Source organism: Sphingomonas sp. SORGH_AS_0789 (genome assembly GCF_031453055.1).
Lineage (GTDB): Bacteria > Pseudomonadota > Alphaproteobacteria > Sphingomonadales > Sphingomonadaceae > Sphingomonas.
Window position 1 is genome coordinate 121,131 of record NZ_JAVIYV010000001.1, and the last position, 18,624, is coordinate 139,754.

The following is an 18,624-nucleotide window of genomic DNA, read 5'->3' on the forward strand; positions in this document are numbered from 1 at the left end:
AAACGAAAAAGGCCCGTCCGGTTCCCTCCGGGCGGGCTTTTTTGTGCGGTTGCAGCGTCGCGTCGAGCCGGTTACGCCTTGGCCCATGAAGTTGATCATCGGCAACAAGGCCTATTCCTCCTGGTCGCTGCGCGGCTGGCTCGCCTGTCGGCAGTCGGGCATCGCGTTCGAGGAAGTGGTCGTGCCGCTCTATGACGAGGATTGGGACCGCCGGCGCGAGGGCGCCGAGTTCGCCCCCTCCTCGGGCAAGGTGCCGATCCTGTGGGACGGCGAGGCGGTCGTGTGGGACAGCCTGGCGATCATCGACTATCTGGCCGACAAGGTGGGCCGCGACCGTTTCTGGCCCCAGGACGATGCCGCGCGCGCCATGGCGCGGTCGATGGCGGCCGAGATGCATTCCAGCTTCGTCGCGCTGCGCCGCAAGCACAGCATGAACATCCGTCAGGTCTATCCGGCGCAAACGCCCGACGAGGACGTCATCGTCGATCTGAAGCGCATCATGGAGCTATGGGCCCAGGCCCGCGCGCGCTTCGGCGGCGGGGGCGACTTCCTGTTCGGATCATTCGGCGCGGTCGACATCATGTTCGCGCCGGTCGTCACCCGCATCGTGACCTATCAGCTGCCCGTCGCGCGCTTCGCCGTGCCCTATATGGACGCGGTGCTGCGCCATCCCTTCATGCAGGACTGGATCGCCGCCGCGCAGGAAGAGGAATGGGTGATCGAGCGGTTCGAGCAGCCGGTGGCGTGACCGCCCCCCCTCCGCTCGCGCCTCGACAGGGCGCGAACGGAGGGCGGAGCCTAGCGCGCGGTCGGCCGCACCTCGTTCAGCGGCGCGCGCTGTTCGTCCGCCGGTTCGGCGACGCGCGTGCTGAAGGTGTAGAGCAGGATTCCCGCAACACCTAGCGCGATCACCAGCCACATCAGCAATCGTCCACCCGCCTTGTGCCCCTTATGATCGGGATCGTTCATCGCATCGCTCCTGTTGTCCGGGGGACAGAACGAAGCCGGGCGGCGCAGGGGTCCAAGCCGCCGCCTATGGGCTTTGCCTTAAAGGGGGAATTGCCGAGCGGCCATGCGGTGCCTATGCCGCCGGGCATGACCGATGTTCTCGACCTCGCCCAGGCGCTGATCCGCGCCGACAGCGTCACGCCCGCGATGGGAAGCGTGTTCGACGTGCTGGAAGCGGCGCTGACCCCGCTCGGCTTTGCGGTGGATCGCTTCGTGGTGGGCGAGGCCCCCGACGGTCCGGTCGAGAATCTGCTGGCGACGCGCGGCGGCAGCGGCACCCATCTGGCGTTTGCGGGCCATGTCGATGTCGTGCCCGCGGGCGATGGCTGGCAGGGCTCACCCTTTTCGGGGGACGTGCGCGACGGTCTGTTGTTCGGGCGCGGCGCGGTCGACATGAAGGGCGCGGTCGCCGCCTTCGTCGCGGCGGTCGCCGCTTGCCCCGCGACCATCCCTTTGTCGCTGATCATCACCGGCGACGAGGAAGGCCCCGCCATCTACGGCACTCGCGCGCTGATCGACCGGATGGCGGCGGGCGGCATCGCACCCGATCTGTGCCTGGTCGGCGAGCCGACCTCGACCCAGCGGCTGGGCGACATGATGAAGATCGGACGGCGCGGCTCGGTCAATATCTGGATCACCGTGCCCGGCCGCCAGGGCCATGTCGCCTATCCCCATCTTGCCGACAATCCGATCACCCCGCTGGTCGCGATGCTGGCGGAGATCGAGGGGATCACGCTCGACACCGGTAATGCCTGGTTCCAGCCGTCGAATATCGAGATCACCGACCTGCATGTCGGCAATCCGGCGACCAACGTCATTCCGGGCTCGGCCCAGGCGCGGCTGTCGATCCGGTTCAATGACGAACAGAGCGGCGAGGCGCTGGTGACGCGCATTACCGAGATCGCGCATGCCCATGCCCCATCGGCACAGGTGTCAGGCCGAATCTCGGGCGAGGCCTTCCTGACCCAGCCCGGCGCCTTCTCCGCGATGATCGCCGAGGCCATCCGCGCCGAGACCGGGATCGAGCCGGAGCTGTCGACCACCGGCGGCACCTCCGACGCGCGCTTCCTGTCGAAGCTGTGCCCGACGGTCGAGTTCGGCCTGCTGAACGCCACGATGCACAAGGTCGACGAAGCGGTGGCGGTCGAAGACCTGCGCGCGCTGACCCGTATCTATGCCGGTGTCATCGCTCGCGCGGGCGCCTGAACACGATATAGAGCGCGCCCAGCCCGCCATGGCGCGGATGGGCGCCCCGGATGGCGGCGATGGCATCGGCATGGCGCGACGCCCCCAGCCAGTCGCTGATCGCCGCACGGATCGCGCCGCGCGCATGGGGCCGTTCGCTTTCAGGACGCGGCGGCTTGCCGGTGACGAGCAACAGCACCCGGTCCCCCCGCGCGATTGCCCGGCCCAGCCCCTGATCGAGCAGTGCATGGGCCGAGGCCAGCGTATGGCCATGCAGGTCGAGCGAGCTGTCGGGCATCACGCTGCCCCGCGACAGCCGCTTGTCCCAGCCACCGTCCAGCGTCTCGCCCGGCCCCTTTTTGGGCGCGGCGGGGGGCGGCGCGGGCTGGCGCAGCGGCGGCACCCGTCCCTTCACGCGAACCTTGGGCGCGCCGGGAGTTTCCTGGAACACCGCCTCCATGCTGGGCGGGGGCGGCGCGGGGCGTGCGGGGACGACGGCGGCGCGCAATGGGCGCACCGTCTCCATCACCCGCGCCCAGAGCTGCGCTTCGTCAGCGTTGAGGGGGCGCACCGGGCGTTCCGCTCGCGCTCGCCAAACCCGCCCGCGCCAGCGTGCCCACCGGCAGCAGCAGGAACGCGGTGCCGCGCGCCGACATGCCGCCCGCGACGCTGCGCGCCGTGTCGCCCGCGCCCCAAAAGGTGTCGAAGCGGTTGGAGCCCTTGATGGCGCCCCCGGTGTCCTGCACGACCCACAGGCCGGTCACGTCCTGCCGGTCCATCGACAGGAACACCGGCGCGCCCAGCGGCACGAATTTCGGATCGGCGGCGGCGCTGACCTGCCCGGTCACCGCATAGCCCATTGCCCCCTGGGGTGCGCCGTTCAGCTCGCGGAAGAAGACGAAGCTCTTATTCTCGCGCATGATCGCGCGGCCTTCCTCGGGATGCTCGTGCAGCCATGCGACGATGCCCTGCATCGAGGTCTGCCCCGGCCCCAGCAGCCCGCGCGCCTTCATCAGCGCGCCGATGCCGGTATAGTCGCGGCCATTCTGGCTGTCATAGCCGATCCGCATGACCGACCCGTCAGGCTGACGCAGCCGCCCCGATCCCTGGATCTGGAGGAAGAACACCTCGACCGGATCGGCACCCCAGGCCAGCACTGGCGCACGCCCCGCCAGCGAGCCCTGCTCGATCGCGGTGCGGTCGTCATAGGGGACGAGGTTGCTGCCCTGCACCTTGCCGCGCACCTTCTTGCCCTTCAAATCGGTCGAGAAGGCGCCCAGGTCGACATCGATCAGGTCGCGCGGCCGGGCATAGATCGGCACGTCATACCCTGCGCGCCGTTCGCGCGATCCGGCGATTTCGGGCTCATAATAGCCGGTGGCGAGCGAGCGGCCGTCGCTGACCTGCACCGCCTCGAAATAGCGTGCGAAGAAATCGCGGGCCTGCCCAGGCGATACGCTGGCGGCGGCCTGGCAGGCGGGTTGCCAGTCGGCACCCTGCGTCAGACCGCTGGCATCGGTGCGCCGCATCAATCCGGGGCAGGACAAGGCAAAGGCGGCGCGCGCGGCCTCCGCCTGCGGCTCGGTGATGGGAAGCGAGGCGACGGGCGGCCCGGCGAGGATACCCGATTGCGCCGCGTTCAGCGCGCCCGCAACGGGCACGACCGGGGTGGCGGGCAGCGGCGTCGCTCCCACGATCCGGGCCGAACCATTGGGCACGCGCGATACGCTGGGACCGCCCGGCTGAACCGCCGCGCCACCAGCGCGGGGCCGAACCGGCTCCGGGCGAACCCCATGTCCGCGCGACGGCGCCTCGCCAGCCGCGCCCGGCGGCACGATCCGTCCGGCACAGGCCGCCAAGCTCAACGATAGCGCGACCGTCGCCGCGAGCCTCAGCCCCCTCACCGCTTTCCTGTCCCCCATATGGCCGCGTCAGGCTTCGTCGGTGTCGATGAGCTTCCAGTTCGGATCGCCGCTCTTGAGCGTCCGGGCAAAGGTCCACACGTCGTGCGTCTCGACCGCATCGCTCAGCGAACCGGCAATGACGTTGCCATCGGCATCGCGCGTGATCGCGGCGATATCGGCGTCGAAGCGGACGGTGATGCGCGCATCGCGGCCCTGCACCTGCGCGTCGACGATCTTGGCGCTCTCGATACGGATCAGGCGGTTATCGAGCGTCTGGCCCGCCGCGCGCCGCTGTTCGATCGCCTCGGCAAAGGCGCCCAGCACATCGGCCTCCACCAGATCGGCCAGCGCGTCCTCGTCGCCCTTCCAAAAGGCTTCCAGCGTCATGCGATAGGCCGCCTGCGCGCCGTTCAGGAACTGCGCCACGTCGAAACCGGACTCGCCCGCGATCACCGCGCGCAGGCCCTGTTCGGCGCGCGGGTCGATGTTGCGGTTCATCACCGGCATCGCCGCCTGCGCCGGTTCGGGCGCGCGGGGCAGCGTGACCGGCAGGGCCCGATCGTCGGCGCTGCGCGCCAGCGGCTGCTGTTCATGACCGGTGCGCTTGCCCAGCACGCTGTACAGCCTCAGCGCGAGGAAGAGCGCGACCATCGCGAGAAGAACGACGTAGAATAACAACGCAGGCGCCTTTCACTAATAGGGCCGATATAGGCGCGCGGCCCGACAATGGAAACCCGCACGGCCCATGCAAGAGGCCAAGGTTGAATCCCCGTCGACCCGCTGCTACGCGAAGCGGCCATTGGGCCGAACGCGCGAACCCGCCCTTTCGGTTCCCTTTTCCCCTTTATGCTACGCTAGAAGGTATTGACGATGGACGAACAGGGTTTGCCGCAGGGCTTCGAAGCGCCGACCGCCGAGGGTGAGGATGGCGGCCCCGCCGCCGGTCTGATCTCGCAATATGTGAAGGACCTGTCGTTCGAGAACCCGAACGCGCCGGGCATCTACCAGGCACAGGCCGCCCCCGGCATCGACGTGCAGTTCAACATCTCGGCGTCGCAGGTCGGCGAGGAAGTGCACGAACTGGTCCTGAAGATCGAGGTGCGCGCCGAGTCCGAGGGCAAGACCGCCTTCATCGTCGACCTCAGCTATGCGGGCCTGTTCGGTTTCCGCAACGTGCCGGTCGACCAGATCCAGCCCTTCATGCTGGGCGAAGCGCCCCGCCTGCTCTTCCCCTTCGCGCGCCGCGTGCTGGCCGATGCCGTCCGCGACGGCGGCTTCCCGCCGCTGATGCTGGAGCCGATCGACTTCGCGCAGCTCTATGTCCAGCAGTCCGAGGCGCAGGGCACGGCCCAGCCGAACACCCCGGAAACCGGCCACGCCTGATCCGGACTGATCGATGAATCTGACCAAGGCGCTGGGCTCGGTCGGCGGGCTGACTCTGGCCAGCCGCGTGCTTGGTCTGGTTCGCGACTCGCTGTTCTTCCGCTTCGTGGGCGCGAACTTCGCCTCCGACGCGTTCCAGATCGCGTTTCGCCTGCCCAACCTCTTCCGCGCCCTCTTCGCCGAGGGTGCCTTTTCCGCCGCCTTCATCCCGATGTTCAACCGCAAGGTGGCGGAGGGGGACAAGGCGGCGGAAGGCTCCGGCCTGGCGCTGGGGCTCGCCTTTGCCGAAAACGCGCTGTCGGTGCTGTTGCCCGTCCTGATCGTGATGACCGCGATCGTCGAGGTCGCGGCCTGGCCCGTCACCTGGCTCCAGACCTTCGGCTATGGCGACGGGACGGCCGCGCAGTTCGATTATATCGTGCTGCTCAACCGGCTGACCTTTCCCTATCTGCTGTTCATCAGCCTGGTGTCGCTGCTGGGCGGCATCCTCAATTCGCTGCACCGTTTCTGGGTCAATGCGGCCGCGCCGATCCTGCTCAACCTGACGCTGATCGCGGCCCTCCTGCTGTTCCACGCGCATGATCCGCTGCCCACCGCGCGCAACCAGGCGATCGCGGTGTCGGTCGCGGGCATCCTGCAATTCGTCTGGCTATGGTGGGCCTGCCGCCGCGCCGGGGTTCGGTTGCGGCTGAAGCGGCCGACGATCAATGACGACGTCAAGCGGCTGCTGAAGCTGATCCTGCCCGCCGCCGCCGGGGCGGGCGCGGTGCAGATCAACCTGCTGATCTCGACCGGGCTGGCCGCGCGTTTCCTCCCTGCGGGGTCGGTGTCCTATATCTATGCCGCCGACCGGCTGAACCAGTTGCCGCTGGGGCTGATTGGCATCGGCCTGGGGACCGTGCTCCTGCCCACCATCTCGCGCCTGCTGGGCGCGGGCAAGGAGGCCGAGGCGATGGAGACGCAGAACCGGGGCATGGAGCTGGCGCTGCTGCTCACCCTGCCCGCCACGGTCGCGCTGATCGTCTGCGGCCAGCCGATCACCGCCGCCCTGTTCCAGCATGGCAAGTTCACCGCGACCAACAGCCTCTATACCTCGCAGGCGCTGGCCGCCTTCTCGATCGGCCTGCCCAGCTATATCCTGGTCAAGGTGCTGACGCCGGGCTTCTACGCGCGTGCCGACACCCGCACGCCGGTGCGCTTCGCCACCCAGTCGATGCTGGTCAATCTGGTGCTGAACCTGATCCTGATCTGGCCGCTCAAGCATATGGGCCCGCCGCTCGCTACCGCGATCGCCTCGACCGTCAATGTCGCGCTCCTCTATCGCACCCTGTCGAAGCGTGGGCATTTCGTCGCCGATGCGCAGCTGCGCCGCCGGGCGTGGCGGATGGGGGTCGCGGCGCTGCTGATGGGCGGGGCGATGGCGCTGCTCAACACGCAGTTCCAGCCCTATGTGACCGGCTCCAACCTCGAACGCTGGGGTGCGCTCCTCCTACTGGTCGCCACCGGCATGCTGGTCTATGCGATGGCCACCTTCGCGACCGGCGCTTTCCGGATCGCGGACATCAAGCGGCTCGTTCGCCGCAACAGTTGAGGACCATCATGCGCGTCGTTTCCGGCATCAAGCCCACGGGCAACCTTCATCTCGGCAATTATCTGGGCGCCGTGAAGCAGTGGGTGGCGATGCAGGACCAGATCCAGGCCCAGGGCGGCGAGACGATGTACTTCATCGCCGACCTGCACGGCCTGACCGAATGGATCGCGCCCGAGGCGATGGCGGCCAACACGATCGAGATGACCGCGACGCTGATCGCGGCCGGGATCGATCCCGAACGCTCGATCCTGTTCAACCAGACCCGCGTGCCGGCGCATAGCGAGCTGGGCTGGCTGCTCAACAATGTCGCGCGGGTCGGCTGGCTGAACCGCATGACCCAGTTCAAGGACAAGGCGGGCAAGAACCGCGAGGGCGCCAGCGTCGGGCTGTACGACTATCCGGTGCTGATGGCCGCCGATGTGCTGCTCTACAACGCCACCCATGTGCCGGTGGGCGAGGACCAGAAGCAGCATCTGGAGCTGGCCCGCGACATCGCGACCAAGTTCAACAACGACTATGGCCGCGAGGTCTTCACCCTGCCCGAACCGCTGATCAGCGCCGCCGCGCCGCGCATCATGTCCCTGCGCGACGGATCGGCCAAGATGTCCAAGTCCAACCCGTCGGAGATGTCGCTGGTCAAGCTGATCGACAGCGACGACCAGATCGCCGAGAAATTCCGCAAGGCCAAGACCGACCCCGACGTCCTGCCCGAGACGCTGGACGGGCTGGAGGGCCGCCCCGAGGCGCGCAACCTGATCACCATCTATGCCGCGATGGCGGACCGCGCGCCCGCCGATGTGCTGGCGCAGTTTGCGGGCCAGGGCTTTGGCGCGTTCAAGCCCGAGCTGGCCGATCTGGCGGTCGCGACGCTGGGTCCGATCCGCGAGCGGCTGACCCGGTTGCTCGACGATCGCGGCGAGGTGGGGCGCATCCTGGAGCGCGGCGCCGAGAAGGCGCGCGATCTGGCCGCGCCGATGCTGCTCGACGTGCAGCGGACCATGGGCCTGCAAATCTGATGCCCCCCGGCCCCGTCACCCGCATCATGGTGATGGGGCCGCCGGGCAGCGGCAAGTCGACGCTGGCCCGGCAATTGGGCGAACGCCTGGCCCTGCCCGTCTGGCACGCCGATGCGCTGTTTCATGGTCCCGGCTGGGTCGCCCGGCCGAGAGAGGCGTTCATCGCCGATCTGGCGGCGATCGCCGCGCAGCCCCGATGGGTCATCGACGGCAATTATTCCCATGCCCGCTATGGACCTGCGATTGGCGAACGACTGGCACGGGCGGATCGGATCATCCTGCTCGATCTGCCGCGCCGCGTGACCATGCCGCGTATCCTGCGGCGCGTGGTACGCTATCGAGGGCAGGTCCGGCCCGATAGCGCGCCCGGATGTCCCGAACGGCTGGATCTGGCGTTCCTGCTATATGGCTGGCGATGGCGGCGCGCCGTGCGGCCGGGGATCGTGCAGGTGCTGGAAGCCGCCGGGGAGCGGGTGATCCGCTATGAGCGGGCGCCAGAGTTGGATCGGGTGTTGACGGACCTTGGGGATGCGAATGCGCGTGGCCTTCGACTTCGCTCAGGCTGAACGGAGCGAGGGAAACAAGCCCCGTTCCGACAGCCGTTCAGCCTGAGCGAAGTCGAAGGCCACGCCCCCACCCCGCCCGACGGAACCTCAGCCCTCCAATTCCTTCATCAGCACCCGCACCGCATTGTCGATATCGCGGTCGGTATCGCGCAGTTCCTCGATCTTACGCACCGCATAGATCACGGTCGAATGGTCGCGCCCGCCGAACTTGCGGCCGATCTCGGGCAGCGAGCGGGTGGTCAGGCGCTTGGCGAGATACATGGCGATCTGGCGCGGACGCGCGATCGCGCGGGCGCGGCGGGCCGAGACCAGGTCGAGCGGCTTGAGCTCAAAATGGCGGCTCACCAGCTTCTGGATCTCGTCGATGGTGATTCGCCGCTGAGCCCCGCGCAGCACTTCACCCAGCGTCGCCACCGCGAATTCCAGGTCGATCTTGTCGCCGGTCAGCTGCGCATAGGCGACGACGCGGTTCAGCGCGCCCTCCAGCTCGCGGATATTGCCGCGAATCCGCGAGGCGAGCAGGTCGAGCACGTCGTTGGGGACGTTCTCGGGCAGGTCGGCGACCTTGCGGTTCAGGATCGTGCGGCGCAGCGTCAGGTCGGGCGCCTTGATGTCGGCGACCAGCCCGGCGCCCAGGCGACCGATGATGCGCGGCTCCACCCCGTCGAGCGACTGGGGCGAACGATCGGCCGAGATGACCAGCCGCTTGCCCGCACCGACCAGCTCGTTGACGGTGTGGAAGAATTCTTCCTGCGTCGAATCCTTGCCCGCGATGAACTGGAGATCGTCGATCAGCAGCAGGTCGGCCGAGCGCAGCCGCGACTTGAAGCTGTGCGTGTCGCGCGCGCGCATCGCGGCGACGAAATCGAACATGAACCGCTCGGCCGACATGCACAGCACGACCGCCTCGGGATGCGATTCGAGAAAGGCATGCGCGATGGCATGCATCAGGTGGGTCTTGCCCTGCCCGGTGCCGCCATGGAGAAACAGCGGGCTGAAGCGCGGCGGGCCCGGTTCGGCCAGCGACAGCGCAGCGTTGAACGCGACCCGGTTCGACGAATCGACCACGAATCGGTCGAAGGTAAGGCGCGGGTCGAGCGGCGGGCGGTCGCTCGTCACCCGAATCGCCGGCGCGGCGGTGGTGGCGGGAGCGGCCTCCTGCGCGACCGGATGCGGTGCGGCGGCGGGGGCCGCACGCGGCGCGCGGGTCCGTGACGGCGCAGGCGGCGCGGCCACCGGTTCGGCCGGAACCGCGAACAGCGACGGCTGCTCGGCGGACGGCGCGGCCTCCTCGACACGCGGGGCGGCGACCGCACGCAGCGGGGTCACGACGTCGAGCGTGTCCGCGCTGGTCAGCCGTGCGGTGCGGCTGGGCGCGCGGGTTTCGATGACGACCGAGCGGACCTCGGGCAGCACCGCCTTGAATTCCAGATGGAGCCGGTCCGCATAATGGCTGCGCACCCAGTTGGTCGCAAAGGCCGAGGGAAGCGCCAGGCGGACCGTGTCGGGCTCATCGCCCTCGATCAGTTCCATGGGCTTGAGCCACTGGTCGAACAGCCGCGCCCCTGCCGATTCGCGCAGGTTCGCGCGGACGCGCGCCCAGGCACGAGCCTGGTCCGACGTCGGTCGCGTTGCCTGCCAATTCGTCACCCGCGCACTCCATACTCACCGGCCGCCGCTGACGGCCGACCCTGTTTCACTTGGCGACAGGACATCCCTGGAGCGAATCGAGGGGATTCGGCCCGGTCCTGTCACCTTGCTATTTCCATGACGCGGCGACGTAACGCCGCTGCTGGGATACCGATTATGAGCCATGGTGGGGTCTGATCAAGACCGTGTCCGGCCATAAATCTGAAATAAACCGGATTGACAGGCAAAAGCCCGCAGAAACCCGTTCAATTATCTCTTAACCCGCTGAAATCATTACAAATTAACCAAGGCGCACGAAAGCCTTCCCCGGACCCGATCTAGTCGAATCGCGGAGAATCCTAGGGTTCGGCAAAGCGCGGATTTGTTCCCGCCGCCCGATACGGAATCGATGCGTTAACCCGGGACAGGCGCACGAAAAAACCCGCCGGGGGACCGCCCCCGGCGGGTTTCGTTCGTCGCTTTGAGAGGCTTAGGCCAGCGCGGCGATGCGCTTGGTCAGGCGCGAGAACTTGCGCGCCACGGTGTTCTTGTGCAGCACACCCTTGGCAACGCCACGCGCCATTTCGGGCTGCGCCGCGGCCAGAGCGACCGTCGCGGTTTCCTTGTCACCGGCGGCCAGGGCGGCTTCGACCTTCTTCACGAAGGTACGGATGCGGCTGACGCGGTTGCCGTTGATGACGGCGCGACGTTCGTTGCGACGGATACGCTTTTTGGCCTGCGGCGTGTTCGCCATGAAAACCTCTAAATTTCGATCAAAAGGAATAGCGGCGCGACGCACCAGCTTTGAAGCCGCGCCCCTTAAACCTTGGCGGGACGGTCGTCAACTCCGCTGGCAGGTCGCACACCAGAAAGTCGATCGCCCCGAATCGGTCCGGCGCCGGACGATTGCCCCGCATTCGCAGGCCTCGCCCTCCCGACCATAGACCCGCCACTCCTTCGAGAAATAGCCCAGTTCGCCATCGGGGCGGACATAATCGCGCAGCGACGATCCGCCCGCCAGGATCGCGGCCTCCAGCACCGCCCGGATCGCCTCAACCAGCCGCACGAGTCGCGTCCGCGAAATCTGCCCGGCCGCGCGCCCCGGCGTGATCCGCGCCATGTGCAGCGCCTCGCACACATAGATATTGCCCAGGCCCGCGACGATTCGCTGGTCGAGCAGCATCGCCTTGATCGGGGCCGCACGCCCCTCCAGCGCCGTCGCCAGATAGTCGGCGGTGAAGTCGGGGCCCAGCGGCTCGGGCCCCATGGCGAGGAACGGCGGATAGCCCGCGAGCTCGGCGGTCGGCCACAAATCGACGAAACCGAATCGCCGGGGATCGTTCAACGCCAGCCGCCGCCCCGCCCCCGTCTCCAGCAGCAGATGGTCATGGACCAGCGGCTCGCCCGGATCGATCCGCCAGCGGCCTGACATGCCCAGGTGAAAGACCATGGTATCGCCCCGATCGGTGTCGATCAGGCCGTATTTGGCGCGACGCCCCAGCGCCGTGACCGTCGCGCCCGTCATCCGCTGGCGCAGTTCGGCGGGGAACGGGCGACGCAGGTCGGCACGGCGCGGCTCGACCAGCGTCAAACGCTCGCCCGCCAGCACCGGCGTCAGGCCGCGCACGGTGGTTTCGACCTCGGGAAGTTCGGGCATCGTCCCTCTGAATGGCTTTCGTCGCCCAAACAGCTAGGTAGCGTTTGCCCCGCCAGCAAGGCCGGGCTAGGGCAAGTCCATGAGCGATACCGTCTCCTTCGGCTATGAAGATGTGCCCCGCGACGAGAAGGCTGCCCGTGTCGGCGGGGTCTTCACCAACGTCGCCTCCAAATATGACCTGATGAACGACGCCATGTCGGGCGGCATGCACCGGCTGTGGAAGGATCGCTTCGTCCGCCGGGTGAAGCCGCGCGCCAGCGACCAGATCCTCGACATGGCGGGCGGCACCGGCGACATCGCCTTCCGCCTGGCCGAATCGGGCGCCAGCATCACGGTCGCCGACATCAATCCGGCGATGCTGGAAGTCGGCATGAAGCGCGCGCAGGATCGCGGCATCGACGGCCTGGTCTGGACCGAGGCCAATGCCGAGATCCTGACCTTCCCCGACAAATTCTTCGATGCCTATACGATCGCGTTCGGCATCCGGAACGTCACCGACATCCCGGCCGCGCTGCGGGAGGCGCACCGCGTGCTGCGGCGCGGCGGGCGCTTCTTCTGCCTGGAATTCTCGACCACCGTCTGGCCGGGCTTCTCGGAAGTCTATGACGCCTATTCGCACAAGCTGGTGCCCAAGCTGGGCCAGATGCTGGCAGGCGATGCCGACAGCTATCGCTATCTGATCGAATCGATCCGTCGCTTCCCCGACATGCCGACCTTCGAGGGCATGATCCGCGAGGCGGGCTTTATCGAGACCAAGGTCGAGCCGATCATGGGCGGCCTGGTCGCGATCCATTCGGGTTGGAAGATTTGATGCAGGGACGTCCGGGCGGATTCGCCCTGTGACCCAGCCGGTGGTGCATCTGTGGCGTCTGCTCAAATGGGGGCGGACGCTGGCGCGGCATGGCGCCTTGCGCGGGATCGAGCGCGATCCCAACACGCCCGCGCCGGTGAGGCGGCTGGCGCGTGTCGCCCGGTTCGGTGCGCGCGTGCCTGCCAAGCCTGCCTATGCCGATGCGTTCCAGGCGATCGGCCCGGCCGCAATCAAGCTGGGCCAGACGCTGGCGACCCGTCCCGACCTGGTCGGCGACGATGCCGCGCAGGATCTGCTGCGGCTGCAGGACCAGCTGCCCCCCGTCCCCTTCGCGACCATCTGCGCCGCGATGGAGGCCAGCATGGGCCGGCCGCCCTCGCACTTCTTTTCCTCGATCGAGGAGACACCGGTCGGCGCCGCCTCTATCGCGCAGGTCCACCGTGCGGTGACGACCGATGGCCGGACGGTCGCGGTCAAGGTGCTGCGCCCCGGCGTCGAGGAAGACTTCGCCCGCGCCATCGACACCTATCAATGGGCCGCCGCGCAGGTCGAGGGGATGAGCGGCGAGGCCGCCCGGCTTCGCCCTCGCCTGACGGTCGAGAATTTCCGCCGCTGGACGCTGCGCGAACTGAACTTCCGGCGCGAGGCGGCCTCCGCCTCCGAACTCGCCGAGGCGATGACCGCCGAGCCCGATTTCGTCGTGCCGCAGATCGACTGGGCGCGCTCGACCGCCAAGGTGCTGACGGTCGAATGGATCGACGGGATCAAGCTGTCCAACCGGCAGGCGCTGGTCGAGGCGGGGTACGACCTGCCGCACCTCGCCCAGACGCTGGTCCGCGCGTTCCTGCGCCAGGCGATTGCGGAGGGCTTCTTCCATGCCGATATGCACCAGGGCAATCTCTTCGCCCTGCCCGGCAACAAGATCGCCGCGATCGATTTCGGCATCATGGGCCGGATCGACCGGCGCGCGCGGGTCTGGCTGGCCGAGATCCTCTATGGCCTGATCACCGGCAACTATAAGCGCGTCGCCGAAATCCATTTCGAGGCGGGCTATGTCCCCGCGCACCACAATGTCGCCGAGTTCGCCACCGCCCTGCGCGCGGTGGGCGAACCGATGCGCGGACTGCCGGTCAAGGACATGTCGATCGGCATGATGCTGGACGGCCTGTTCTCGATCACCCGCGATTTCGACATGGTGACGCAGCCGCATCTGCTGCTGCTGCAAAAGACCATGGTGATGGTCGAGGGCGTGGCGACCAGTCTCGACCCCGACATCAACCTGTGGGACTCGGCCGCACCGTTCGTGCGCGAGTGGATCCGCACCGAACTGGGCCCCGAGGCCAAGATCGCCGATCGCCTGATCGAGGACGTGCAGACGCTCGCCCGCCTGCCCGAACTGGTCCGCCGGATCGAGGCGCGCTACCCCGCGCCGGGTGGCGAGCCGCCCGCTCCGCCGCTCAAGGAGATCGAGGTCGTGCGGATCGGCGGCGGCTGGCGCTATGCGCTGCTGTCCATGGCCTCGGCGGCGGTCGGGGTCGCGGCAACACTGGCCGTGCTTCGGTAGGAATGCCGGGCAGCGCGCCGCCTGTTCCCGTGCGCCGCCTGTCGCGGCCGCTCTGGCTGGGCCAGCCGGGGCGGATGACGGGCGTGTCGCCCATGGTGGCGCGCGCGGTGCTGGCGCTGCTGATCCTGCTGGTCGCGATCGGCTATGCCACACAGGGCGCCTTCGAGCCGGTGGGCGAGCGGCTGTCGCCGGTGACCATGGCGATCCTCGACCATGTGCGCCACGGCCAGTCCTTCTATCCGGCCGCGCTCGATGCTTTGCGCGAGAATGGCCGGGCGCTTCGCCCCGCGCTGCTGGCGGTTCCGCTGCCCGCGCTGTTCGTCACGCTGGCCGCCCTGCCCCCGCTGGTCTGGCATGCGGGCATGATGATGCTCGGCATCGGGCTGGTCATGGGGTGGCTGCGGCGGATCGTGCCGGTGCTGGAGGGGCGGATCGCGATCGGATTGGCGGCGATCCTGCTGATCGCGGGCTTCTTCCCGCTTCCCAACCTGCCGATGGTGACCACGCCCGAAGGCTGGGCGGGGGTGCTGATCGCGCTGTCGCTGGTCCAGCGGCGGCCCGAGGCAGGCCTGAGCGCGGTGGCGCTGGGGCTGGTCGCGATGATCCTTACCCCGATGGCGCTGCCCTATGCCGTCATCATGCTGGTGCTGGCGGCGCAGGCGGGCGCGCGGCGCGAGGCGATCGGATGGATGACCGCGCTGGCGGTCGCGCTGCTGGTGCTGGCGGCACATGCGCATGCGCTGCACGGCATGGTGACCGCGATCGACCCGGCGATGGACGGCCCGGTCCATCCGATCGCGCCCGGCACGCTGATCGCGTCGATCGCGGCGGCGCAGGCGGTCGGCGGCCTGCCGATCAGCATGGTCGTGCCGCTGGCCGTGCTGGCCGCGCTCGGCTGGGCGCATTGGCGGCAACCCGTCGCGCGACGGGCGGTCGCGACCATGGCGGTCTATGCGGCGCTGGCGCTGGTGACGGGGTCGCCCGCCATGGTGCTGGGCCTGTCGCCGATCTTCTTCCTCGGCGTGGTCTTCGCCCCCGATGCGGTTCGCGAGCTGATCGCCGCCGCACGCGACCGGCGACGCATCACCGTGACGCGAGTCGTGCGATGAGCCAAATCCTGTTGATCGTCGGCGGCGGCATCGCCGCGTACAAGGCGTGCGAGCTGATCCGCCTGCTCCGCCGGAACGGGCATGGCGTGCGCTGTGTCCTGACCGAGGGGGGCAGCCATTTCGTCACCCCGATGACGCTGGCCGCGCTGTCGGAGAATCAGGTCTTCACCACCCTGTGGGACCTGAAGGACGAAGCGGAGATGGGGCATATCCAGCTCAGCCGCCAGGCCGACCTGATCGTCGTCGCGCCCGCCACCGCCGACCTGATGGCGCGGATGGCGGGCGGCCATGCCGACGATCTGGCGACGACCTTGCTGCTCGCCACCGATACGCCGGTGCTGGTCGCGCCCGCGATGAACGTCCGCATGTGGCAGCACCCCGCGACGCAGCGCAACGTCGCGCGGCTGCGCGCGGACGGGCTGACCGTCATGGCCCCCGACGAGGGCGCCATGGCCTGCGGCGAGTTCGGCCCCGGCCGCCTGCCCGAGCCGCCCGCCATCCTGGCCGCGATCGAGGCCGCGCTGGCCCCCAGGGCCGGACCGCTGACCGGCCGCCATATCCTCGTCACCGCCGGGCCGACGCATGAGCCGATCGACCCCGTCCGCTACATCGCCAACCGCTCCTCGGGGCGGCAGGGTTTCGCCATGGCCGAAGCTCTCGCCCGGCTGGGTGCGCGCGTGACCCTGGTCGCAGGGCCGGTGACGCTGCCGACGCCGGCGGGGGTAGACCGGATCGATGTCGAGACCGCGCGCCAGATGGCCGATGCCGTCGCCGCCGCGCTGCCCGCCGATGCCGCGGTGATGGTCGCGGCGGTCGCCGACTGGCGGGTCGAGGCGGCCGGGCAGAAGGTCAAGAAGGACGGCGGCGCGGCCCCTGCCCTGACGCTGGTCGAAAATCCCGACATATTGGCAAGCGTCGCCGCCGCGCCGAACCGCCCAGCGTTGGTCGTCGGCTTCGCCGCCGAGACCGAGCATGTGATCGACCATGCCGTCGCCAAGCGCGCCCGCAAGCGCGCCGACTGGATCGTCGCCAATGACGTATCCTCGGACGTGTTCGGGGGCGAGGCGAACAGCATCCATCTGGTCACCGCCGACGGCGTCGAGAGCTGGGACCGGATGGGCAAGGACGCGGTCGCCAGGGGGCTCGCGCAACGCATTGCCGATGCGCTACAAGCGCGGTCATGACGCTTACACCCATTTCGATTGCTCTCAAACGCTTGCCCCATGGCGAGGGGCTTCCCCTGCCCGGCTATGCCACGCCCGGCGCGGCCGGGATGGACGTGGTCGCGGCCGAGACGCTGACGCTGGAGCCCGGTCGGCGCGCCGCCGTCGCGACCGGCTTCGCCATCGCCATCCCGCCGGGTTACGAGGTGCAGGTGCGCCCCCGCTCGGGCCTGGCGCTCAAGCATGGCATCACCTGCCTCAACACCCCCGGCACCATCGACGAGGATTATCGCGGCGAGGTGAAGGTGATCCTCGCCAATCTGGGCGACGAGCCCTTTGCGGTGGTGCGCGGCGAGCGGATCGCGCAGCTGGTCCCCGCCCCCGTCCAGCGCGCCGTGCTGGCCGAAGTCGACGAACTCGACGCGACCGAGCGCGGGAGCGGCGGTTTCGGATCGACCGGCCGATGATCGCGCTCGCCACCCTGTTCGCGCTCCAGACCGTGTCGGTCGCGCCGCAGGTGACGGTGCCCCAGCCCCCGCCCCCGGCGGCGGCGCCCTCCGCCAGAGAGCCGCCGCACGACTGGACCACGCTACCCACCCTCACCCTGCCGCCCGCCGGGCCGGATATGGTCCGCTTCGTCCACGCCGAGGTCCAGGCCGGGCGTTGCCCGCGCGACCGCGTGACCGAGGAGGGGCAGGTGGTGCTGGTCGTGCCGATGGCGGTCTGGCTCAACGCCGATGGCAGCGCGCAGAGCGTGGTGCCGCTGGCCATCGGCTGCCCCACGGTCGAGCAATATAGCGCGGGCGTGGCACAGCGGATGATCCGGCAAATGCCGTACCGCATGACGCGCCAGGGCGACCGCTGGTATCGGACCGTCATCACCTATACATGGCCGGGATGATCCTGACCGACGACGAACTGGCTCGCTATGCCCGTCACATCGTGCTGCGCGAATTTGGCGGCGGGGGCCAGCTCCGGCTGAAACAGGCGCGGGTCGCGGTGATCGGCGCGGGCGGGATCGGCTCCCCCGCCATCCAGTATCTCGCCGCCGCCGGGGTCGGGTCGCTGGTCCTGATCGATGACGATGTCGTCGAGCCGTCCAATCTGCAACGCCAGACGATCTTCACGACAGAGGATCGCGGCACGCCCAAGGTGGAGGCCGCCGCCCGCTTCGCGCGCCGCCTGAACCCGCATGTCGCGGTGGACACGCACCGTGCGCGGGTGACGCCCGAAACCGTGCTGTCGCTGATCGACGGCGCCGATGTCGTGCTCGACGGATGCGACAATTTCGCCACCCGGCTGACGGTGGCCGACGCGGCGCTGTCGCGGCGCATCCCCCTGGTCTCGGCGGCGGTCGGGCAGTTCGAGGGGCAGCTGGCGACCTATCGCGGCTGGGAAGCCGACAAGCCCTGTTATCGCTGCTTCGTCGGCGACGCGGTCGATCAGGCCGGGCTGACCTGCGCCGATGACGGTGTGCTGGGGCCGGTGACGGGCATCATGGGCAGCCTGGCCGCGCTGGAGGTGCTGCGCGCCATCGCCCCCTTCGGCCGGGACAGCGCGGGGAGCGTGCTGATCGCCGATCTCCTGTCGCTGCGCTTCCGCACGCTTGCTTTGCCCAAGGACCCCGGCTGCCGCTGCGCCGGCGCGGCGGCGGCGGCATGAGCGGGGCTCCCCGGCCGCCCTCGGGCTGGCTCGACTGGACGGGGGACAAGGGGTGGATCGGCCAGGTCACCGGCCTGCCCGACAGCACGCTGCATGTGCATGCGGGCATGGCGATCCTGGTGCTCACCGCGCTGGCGATGCGGCGCAAGCCCTGGGACTGGCGGTGCTGGCTGACCGTGCTGGCGATCGAGACGGTCAACGAGGCCTATGACCTGCTCCAGCCCTTCTACCCCACCGACGAGGGCAATCTGGCCGCCAGCTGGTCGGACATGTGGGCGACGATGCTGTGGCCGACGGTGATCCTGCTGACCTTCGCCTGGCTGTCACGGCGAGGGCGATGAAAGACCTGTCCGGGGCGGCAAAGCCCCTCCACCAT

The 18,624-nt window shown here is 68.9% G+C and carries 21 protein-coding genes; 14 read left to right on the plus strand and 7 right to left on the minus strand.

What is annotated here, in order from left to right; genetic code table 11:
• The first annotated feature begins 85 nt into the window (after positions 1-85).
• Positions 86-748, plus strand: coding sequence for a glutathione S-transferase (locus tag QE360_RS00500; RefSeq protein ID WP_309698446.1), 663 nt, complete (start codon positions 86-88; stop codon positions 746-748).
• Positions 749-798: 50 nt separating this feature from the next.
• Here QE360_RS00500 and QE360_RS00505 read toward each other — a convergent pair whose 3' ends face one another.
• Positions 799-969 (minus strand): hypothetical protein, encoded by a 171-nt coding sequence (locus QE360_RS00505; protein ID WP_309698449.1) that lies wholly within the window; start codon positions 967-969, stop codon positions 799-801.
• Between the two features lie 126 nt (positions 970-1,095).
• Between QE360_RS00505 and dapE the strand changes: the two genes are divergently transcribed.
• Entirely contained in the window at positions 1,096-2,214 is a 1,119-nt protein-coding gene (dapE, locus tag QE360_RS00510) for a succinyl-diaminopimelate desuccinylase (RefSeq protein WP_309698451.1), read from the plus strand.
• On the opposite strand, the gene QE360_RS00515 is transcribed toward dapE, so the two are convergent.
• Genes QE360_RS00515 through QE360_RS00525 form a run of 3 tightly spaced genes read right to left on the minus strand, consistent with a single transcriptional unit; the run spans position 2,192 to position 4,748 of the window.
• Positions 2,192-2,719: a Smr/MutS family protein gene (locus tag QE360_RS00515; RefSeq protein WP_309703998.1), complete on the minus strand. Its 528-nt coding sequence runs from the start codon at positions 2,717-2,719 to the stop codon at positions 2,192-2,194. The two genes, dapE and QE360_RS00515, sit on opposite strands and share 23 nt — an antisense overlap.
• 25 nt (positions 2,720-2,744) lie before the next feature.
• The gene (locus tag QE360_RS00520; protein ID WP_405052543.1) at positions 2,745-4,097 is read right to left on the minus strand and encodes a murein transglycosylase A; all 1,353 of its coding nucleotides are present in this window, start codon (positions 4,095-4,097) and stop codon (positions 2,745-2,747) included.
• Positions 4,098-4,124: 27 nt separating this feature from the next.
• Positions 4,125-4,748: a Tim44/TimA family putative adaptor protein gene (locus tag QE360_RS00525; protein ID WP_405052658.1), complete on the minus strand. Its 624-nt coding sequence runs from the start codon at positions 4,746-4,748 to the stop codon at positions 4,125-4,127.
• Between the two features lie 219 nt (positions 4,749-4,967).
• On the opposite strand from QE360_RS00525, the gene secB reads away from it, so the two are divergent.
• Genes secB through QE360_RS00545 form a run of 4 tightly spaced genes read left to right on the plus strand, consistent with a single transcriptional unit; the run spans position 4,968 to position 8,653 of the window.
• Entirely contained in the window at positions 4,968-5,480 is a 513-nt protein-coding gene (gene secB, locus QE360_RS00530; protein WP_307104089.1) for a protein-export chaperone SecB, read from the plus strand.
• Positions 5,481-5,493: 13 nt separating this feature from the next.
• A complete protein-coding gene (murJ, locus tag QE360_RS00535; RefSeq protein ID WP_309693849.1) occupies positions 5,494-7,071 on the plus strand; it encodes a murein biosynthesis integral membrane protein MurJ in 1,578 nt (525 codons plus the stop codon).
• Between the two features lie 8 nt (positions 7,072-7,079).
• Positions 7,080-8,087 carry a tryptophan--tRNA ligase gene (gene trpS, locus QE360_RS00540; protein WP_309698454.1) on the plus strand — a complete coding sequence of 336 codons (1,008 nt, stop codon included), beginning with the start codon at positions 7,080-7,082 and terminating at the stop codon, positions 8,085-8,087.
• Complete coding sequence (locus QE360_RS00545) at positions 8,087-8,653, plus strand: topology modulation protein (protein ID WP_309698456.1); 567 nt, start codon at positions 8,087-8,089, stop codon at positions 8,651-8,653. Before trpS ends, QE360_RS00545 begins: the two co-directional genes overlap by 1 nt.
• A gap of 87 nt (positions 8,654-8,740) precedes the next feature.
• On the opposite strand, the gene dnaA is transcribed toward QE360_RS00545, so the two are convergent.
• The 3 genes from dnaA to mutM all read right to left on the minus strand — a co-directional run bounded on the left by dnaA (position 8,741) and on the right by mutM (position 11,939).
• Entirely contained in the window at positions 8,741-10,303 is a 1,563-nt protein-coding gene (gene dnaA / locus QE360_RS00550) for a chromosomal replication initiator protein DnaA (protein ID WP_309698458.1), read from the minus strand.
• A 469-nt stretch (positions 10,304-10,772) separates the two neighbouring features.
• Positions 10,773-11,036: a 30S ribosomal protein S20 gene (gene rpsT, locus QE360_RS00555; RefSeq protein WP_007404699.1), complete on the minus strand. Its 264-nt coding sequence runs from the start codon at positions 11,034-11,036 to the stop codon at positions 10,773-10,775.
• An 87-nt stretch (positions 11,037-11,123) separates the two neighbouring features.
• Positions 11,124-11,939, minus strand: a complete 816-nt coding sequence (mutM, locus tag QE360_RS00560; RefSeq protein ID WP_309698460.1) for a bifunctional DNA-formamidopyrimidine glycosylase/DNA-(apurinic or apyrimidinic site) lyase — start codon at positions 11,937-11,939, stop codon at positions 11,124-11,126.
• Positions 11,940-12,018: 79 nt separating this feature from the next.
• Between mutM and QE360_RS00565 the strand changes: the two genes are divergently transcribed.
• Genes QE360_RS00565 through QE360_RS00600 form a run of 8 tightly spaced genes read left to right on the plus strand, consistent with a single transcriptional unit; the run spans position 12,019 to position 18,589 of the window.
• Positions 12,019-12,750 carry a class I SAM-dependent methyltransferase gene (locus QE360_RS00565; protein ID WP_309698462.1) on the plus strand — a complete coding sequence of 244 codons (732 nt, stop codon included), beginning with the start codon at positions 12,019-12,021 and terminating at the stop codon, positions 12,748-12,750.
• Between the two features lie 28 nt (positions 12,751-12,778).
• Positions 12,779-14,314, plus strand: a complete 1,536-nt coding sequence (gene ubiB / locus QE360_RS00570) for a 2-polyprenylphenol 6-hydroxylase (RefSeq protein ID WP_309698464.1) — start codon at positions 12,779-12,781, stop codon at positions 14,312-14,314.
• Positions 14,315-14,343: 29 nt separating this feature from the next.
• The gene (locus QE360_RS00575; RefSeq protein WP_309698466.1) at positions 14,344-15,423 is read left to right on the plus strand and encodes a hypothetical protein; all 1,080 of its coding nucleotides are present in this window, start codon (positions 14,344-14,346) and stop codon (positions 15,421-15,423) included.
• On the plus strand, positions 15,420-16,607 hold the full coding sequence (gene coaBC, locus QE360_RS00580) for a bifunctional phosphopantothenoylcysteine decarboxylase/phosphopantothenate--cysteine ligase CoaBC (RefSeq protein ID WP_309698468.1): 1,188 nt from the start codon (positions 15,420-15,422) through the stop codon (positions 16,605-16,607). Before QE360_RS00575 ends, coaBC begins: the two co-directional genes overlap by 4 nt.
• The gene (dut, locus tag QE360_RS00585; protein ID WP_309698470.1) at positions 16,604-17,053 is read left to right on the plus strand and encodes a dUTP diphosphatase; all 450 of its coding nucleotides are present in this window, start codon (positions 16,604-16,606) and stop codon (positions 17,051-17,053) included. The genes coaBC and dut overlap by 4 nt, the downstream gene beginning before the upstream one ends.
• On the plus strand, positions 17,050-17,487 hold the full coding sequence (locus QE360_RS00590; protein ID WP_309698471.1) for a hypothetical protein: 438 nt from the start codon (positions 17,050-17,052) through the stop codon (positions 17,485-17,487). Before dut ends, QE360_RS00590 begins: the two co-directional genes overlap by 4 nt.
• Complete coding sequence (locus tag QE360_RS00595; protein ID WP_309698473.1) at positions 17,484-18,248, plus strand: HesA/MoeB/ThiF family protein; 765 nt, start codon at positions 17,484-17,486, stop codon at positions 18,246-18,248. The genes QE360_RS00590 and QE360_RS00595 overlap by 4 nt, the downstream gene beginning before the upstream one ends.
• Positions 18,245-18,589 carry a hypothetical protein gene (locus QE360_RS00600; RefSeq protein WP_309698476.1) on the plus strand — a complete coding sequence of 115 codons (345 nt, stop codon included), beginning with the start codon at positions 18,245-18,247 and terminating at the stop codon, positions 18,587-18,589. The genes QE360_RS00595 and QE360_RS00600 overlap by 4 nt, the downstream gene beginning before the upstream one ends.
• The last annotated feature ends 35 nt before the right edge of the window (positions 18,590-18,624 follow it).

Coding starts and splice junctions, on each gene's coding strand:
- QE360_RS00500 (WP_309698446.1), top strand. CDS start 86: ATGAAGTTGATCATCGGCAACAAGGCCTATTCCTCCTGGTCGCTGCGC.
- trpS (WP_309698454.1), top strand. CDS start 7,080: ATGCGCGTCGTTTCCGGCATCAAGCCCACGGGCAACCTTCATCTCGGC.
- coaBC (WP_309698468.1), top strand. CDS start 15,420: ATGAGCCAAATCCTGTTGATCGTCGGCGGCGGCATCGCCGCGTACAAG.
- dapE (WP_309698451.1), top strand. CDS start 1,096: ATGACCGATGTTCTCGACCTCGCCCAGGCGCTGATCCGCGCCGACAGC.
- dut (WP_309698470.1), top strand. CDS start 16,604: ATGACGCTTACACCCATTTCGATTGCTCTCAAACGCTTGCCCCATGGC.
- rpsT (WP_007404699.1), bottom strand. CDS start 11,036: ATGGCGAACACGCCGCAGGCCAAAAAGCGTATCCGTCGCAACGAACGT.
- QE360_RS00600 (WP_309698476.1), top strand. CDS start 18,245: ATGAGCGGGGCTCCCCGGCCGCCCTCGGGCTGGCTCGACTGGACGGGG.
- QE360_RS00545 (WP_309698456.1), top strand. CDS start 8,087: ATGCCCCCCGGCCCCGTCACCCGCATCATGGTGATGGGGCCGCCGGGC.
- mutM (WP_309698460.1), bottom strand. CDS start 11,939: ATGCCCGAACTTCCCGAGGTCGAAACCACCGTGCGCGGCCTGACGCCG.
- QE360_RS00565 (WP_309698462.1), top strand. CDS start 12,019: ATGAGCGATACCGTCTCCTTCGGCTATGAAGATGTGCCCCGCGACGAG.
- QE360_RS00595 (WP_309698473.1), top strand. CDS start 17,484: ATGATCCTGACCGACGACGAACTGGCTCGCTATGCCCGTCACATCGTG.
- murJ (WP_309693849.1), top strand. CDS start 5,494: ATGAATCTGACCAAGGCGCTGGGCTCGGTCGGCGGGCTGACTCTGGCC.
- QE360_RS00505 (WP_309698449.1), bottom strand. CDS start 969: ATGAACGATCCCGATCATAAGGGGCACAAGGCGGGTGGACGATTGCTG.
- QE360_RS00590 (WP_309698471.1), top strand. CDS start 17,050: ATGATCGCGCTCGCCACCCTGTTCGCGCTCCAGACCGTGTCGGTCGCG.
- secB (WP_307104089.1), top strand. CDS start 4,968: ATGGACGAACAGGGTTTGCCGCAGGGCTTCGAAGCGCCGACCGCCGAG.
- QE360_RS00525 (WP_405052658.1), bottom strand. CDS start 4,748: ATGGTCGCGCTCTTCCTCGCGCTGAGGCTGTACAGCGTGCTGGGCAAG.
- QE360_RS00515 (WP_309703998.1), bottom strand. CDS start 2,719: ATGGAGACGGTGCGCCCATTGCGCGCCGCCGTCGTCCCCGCACGCCCC.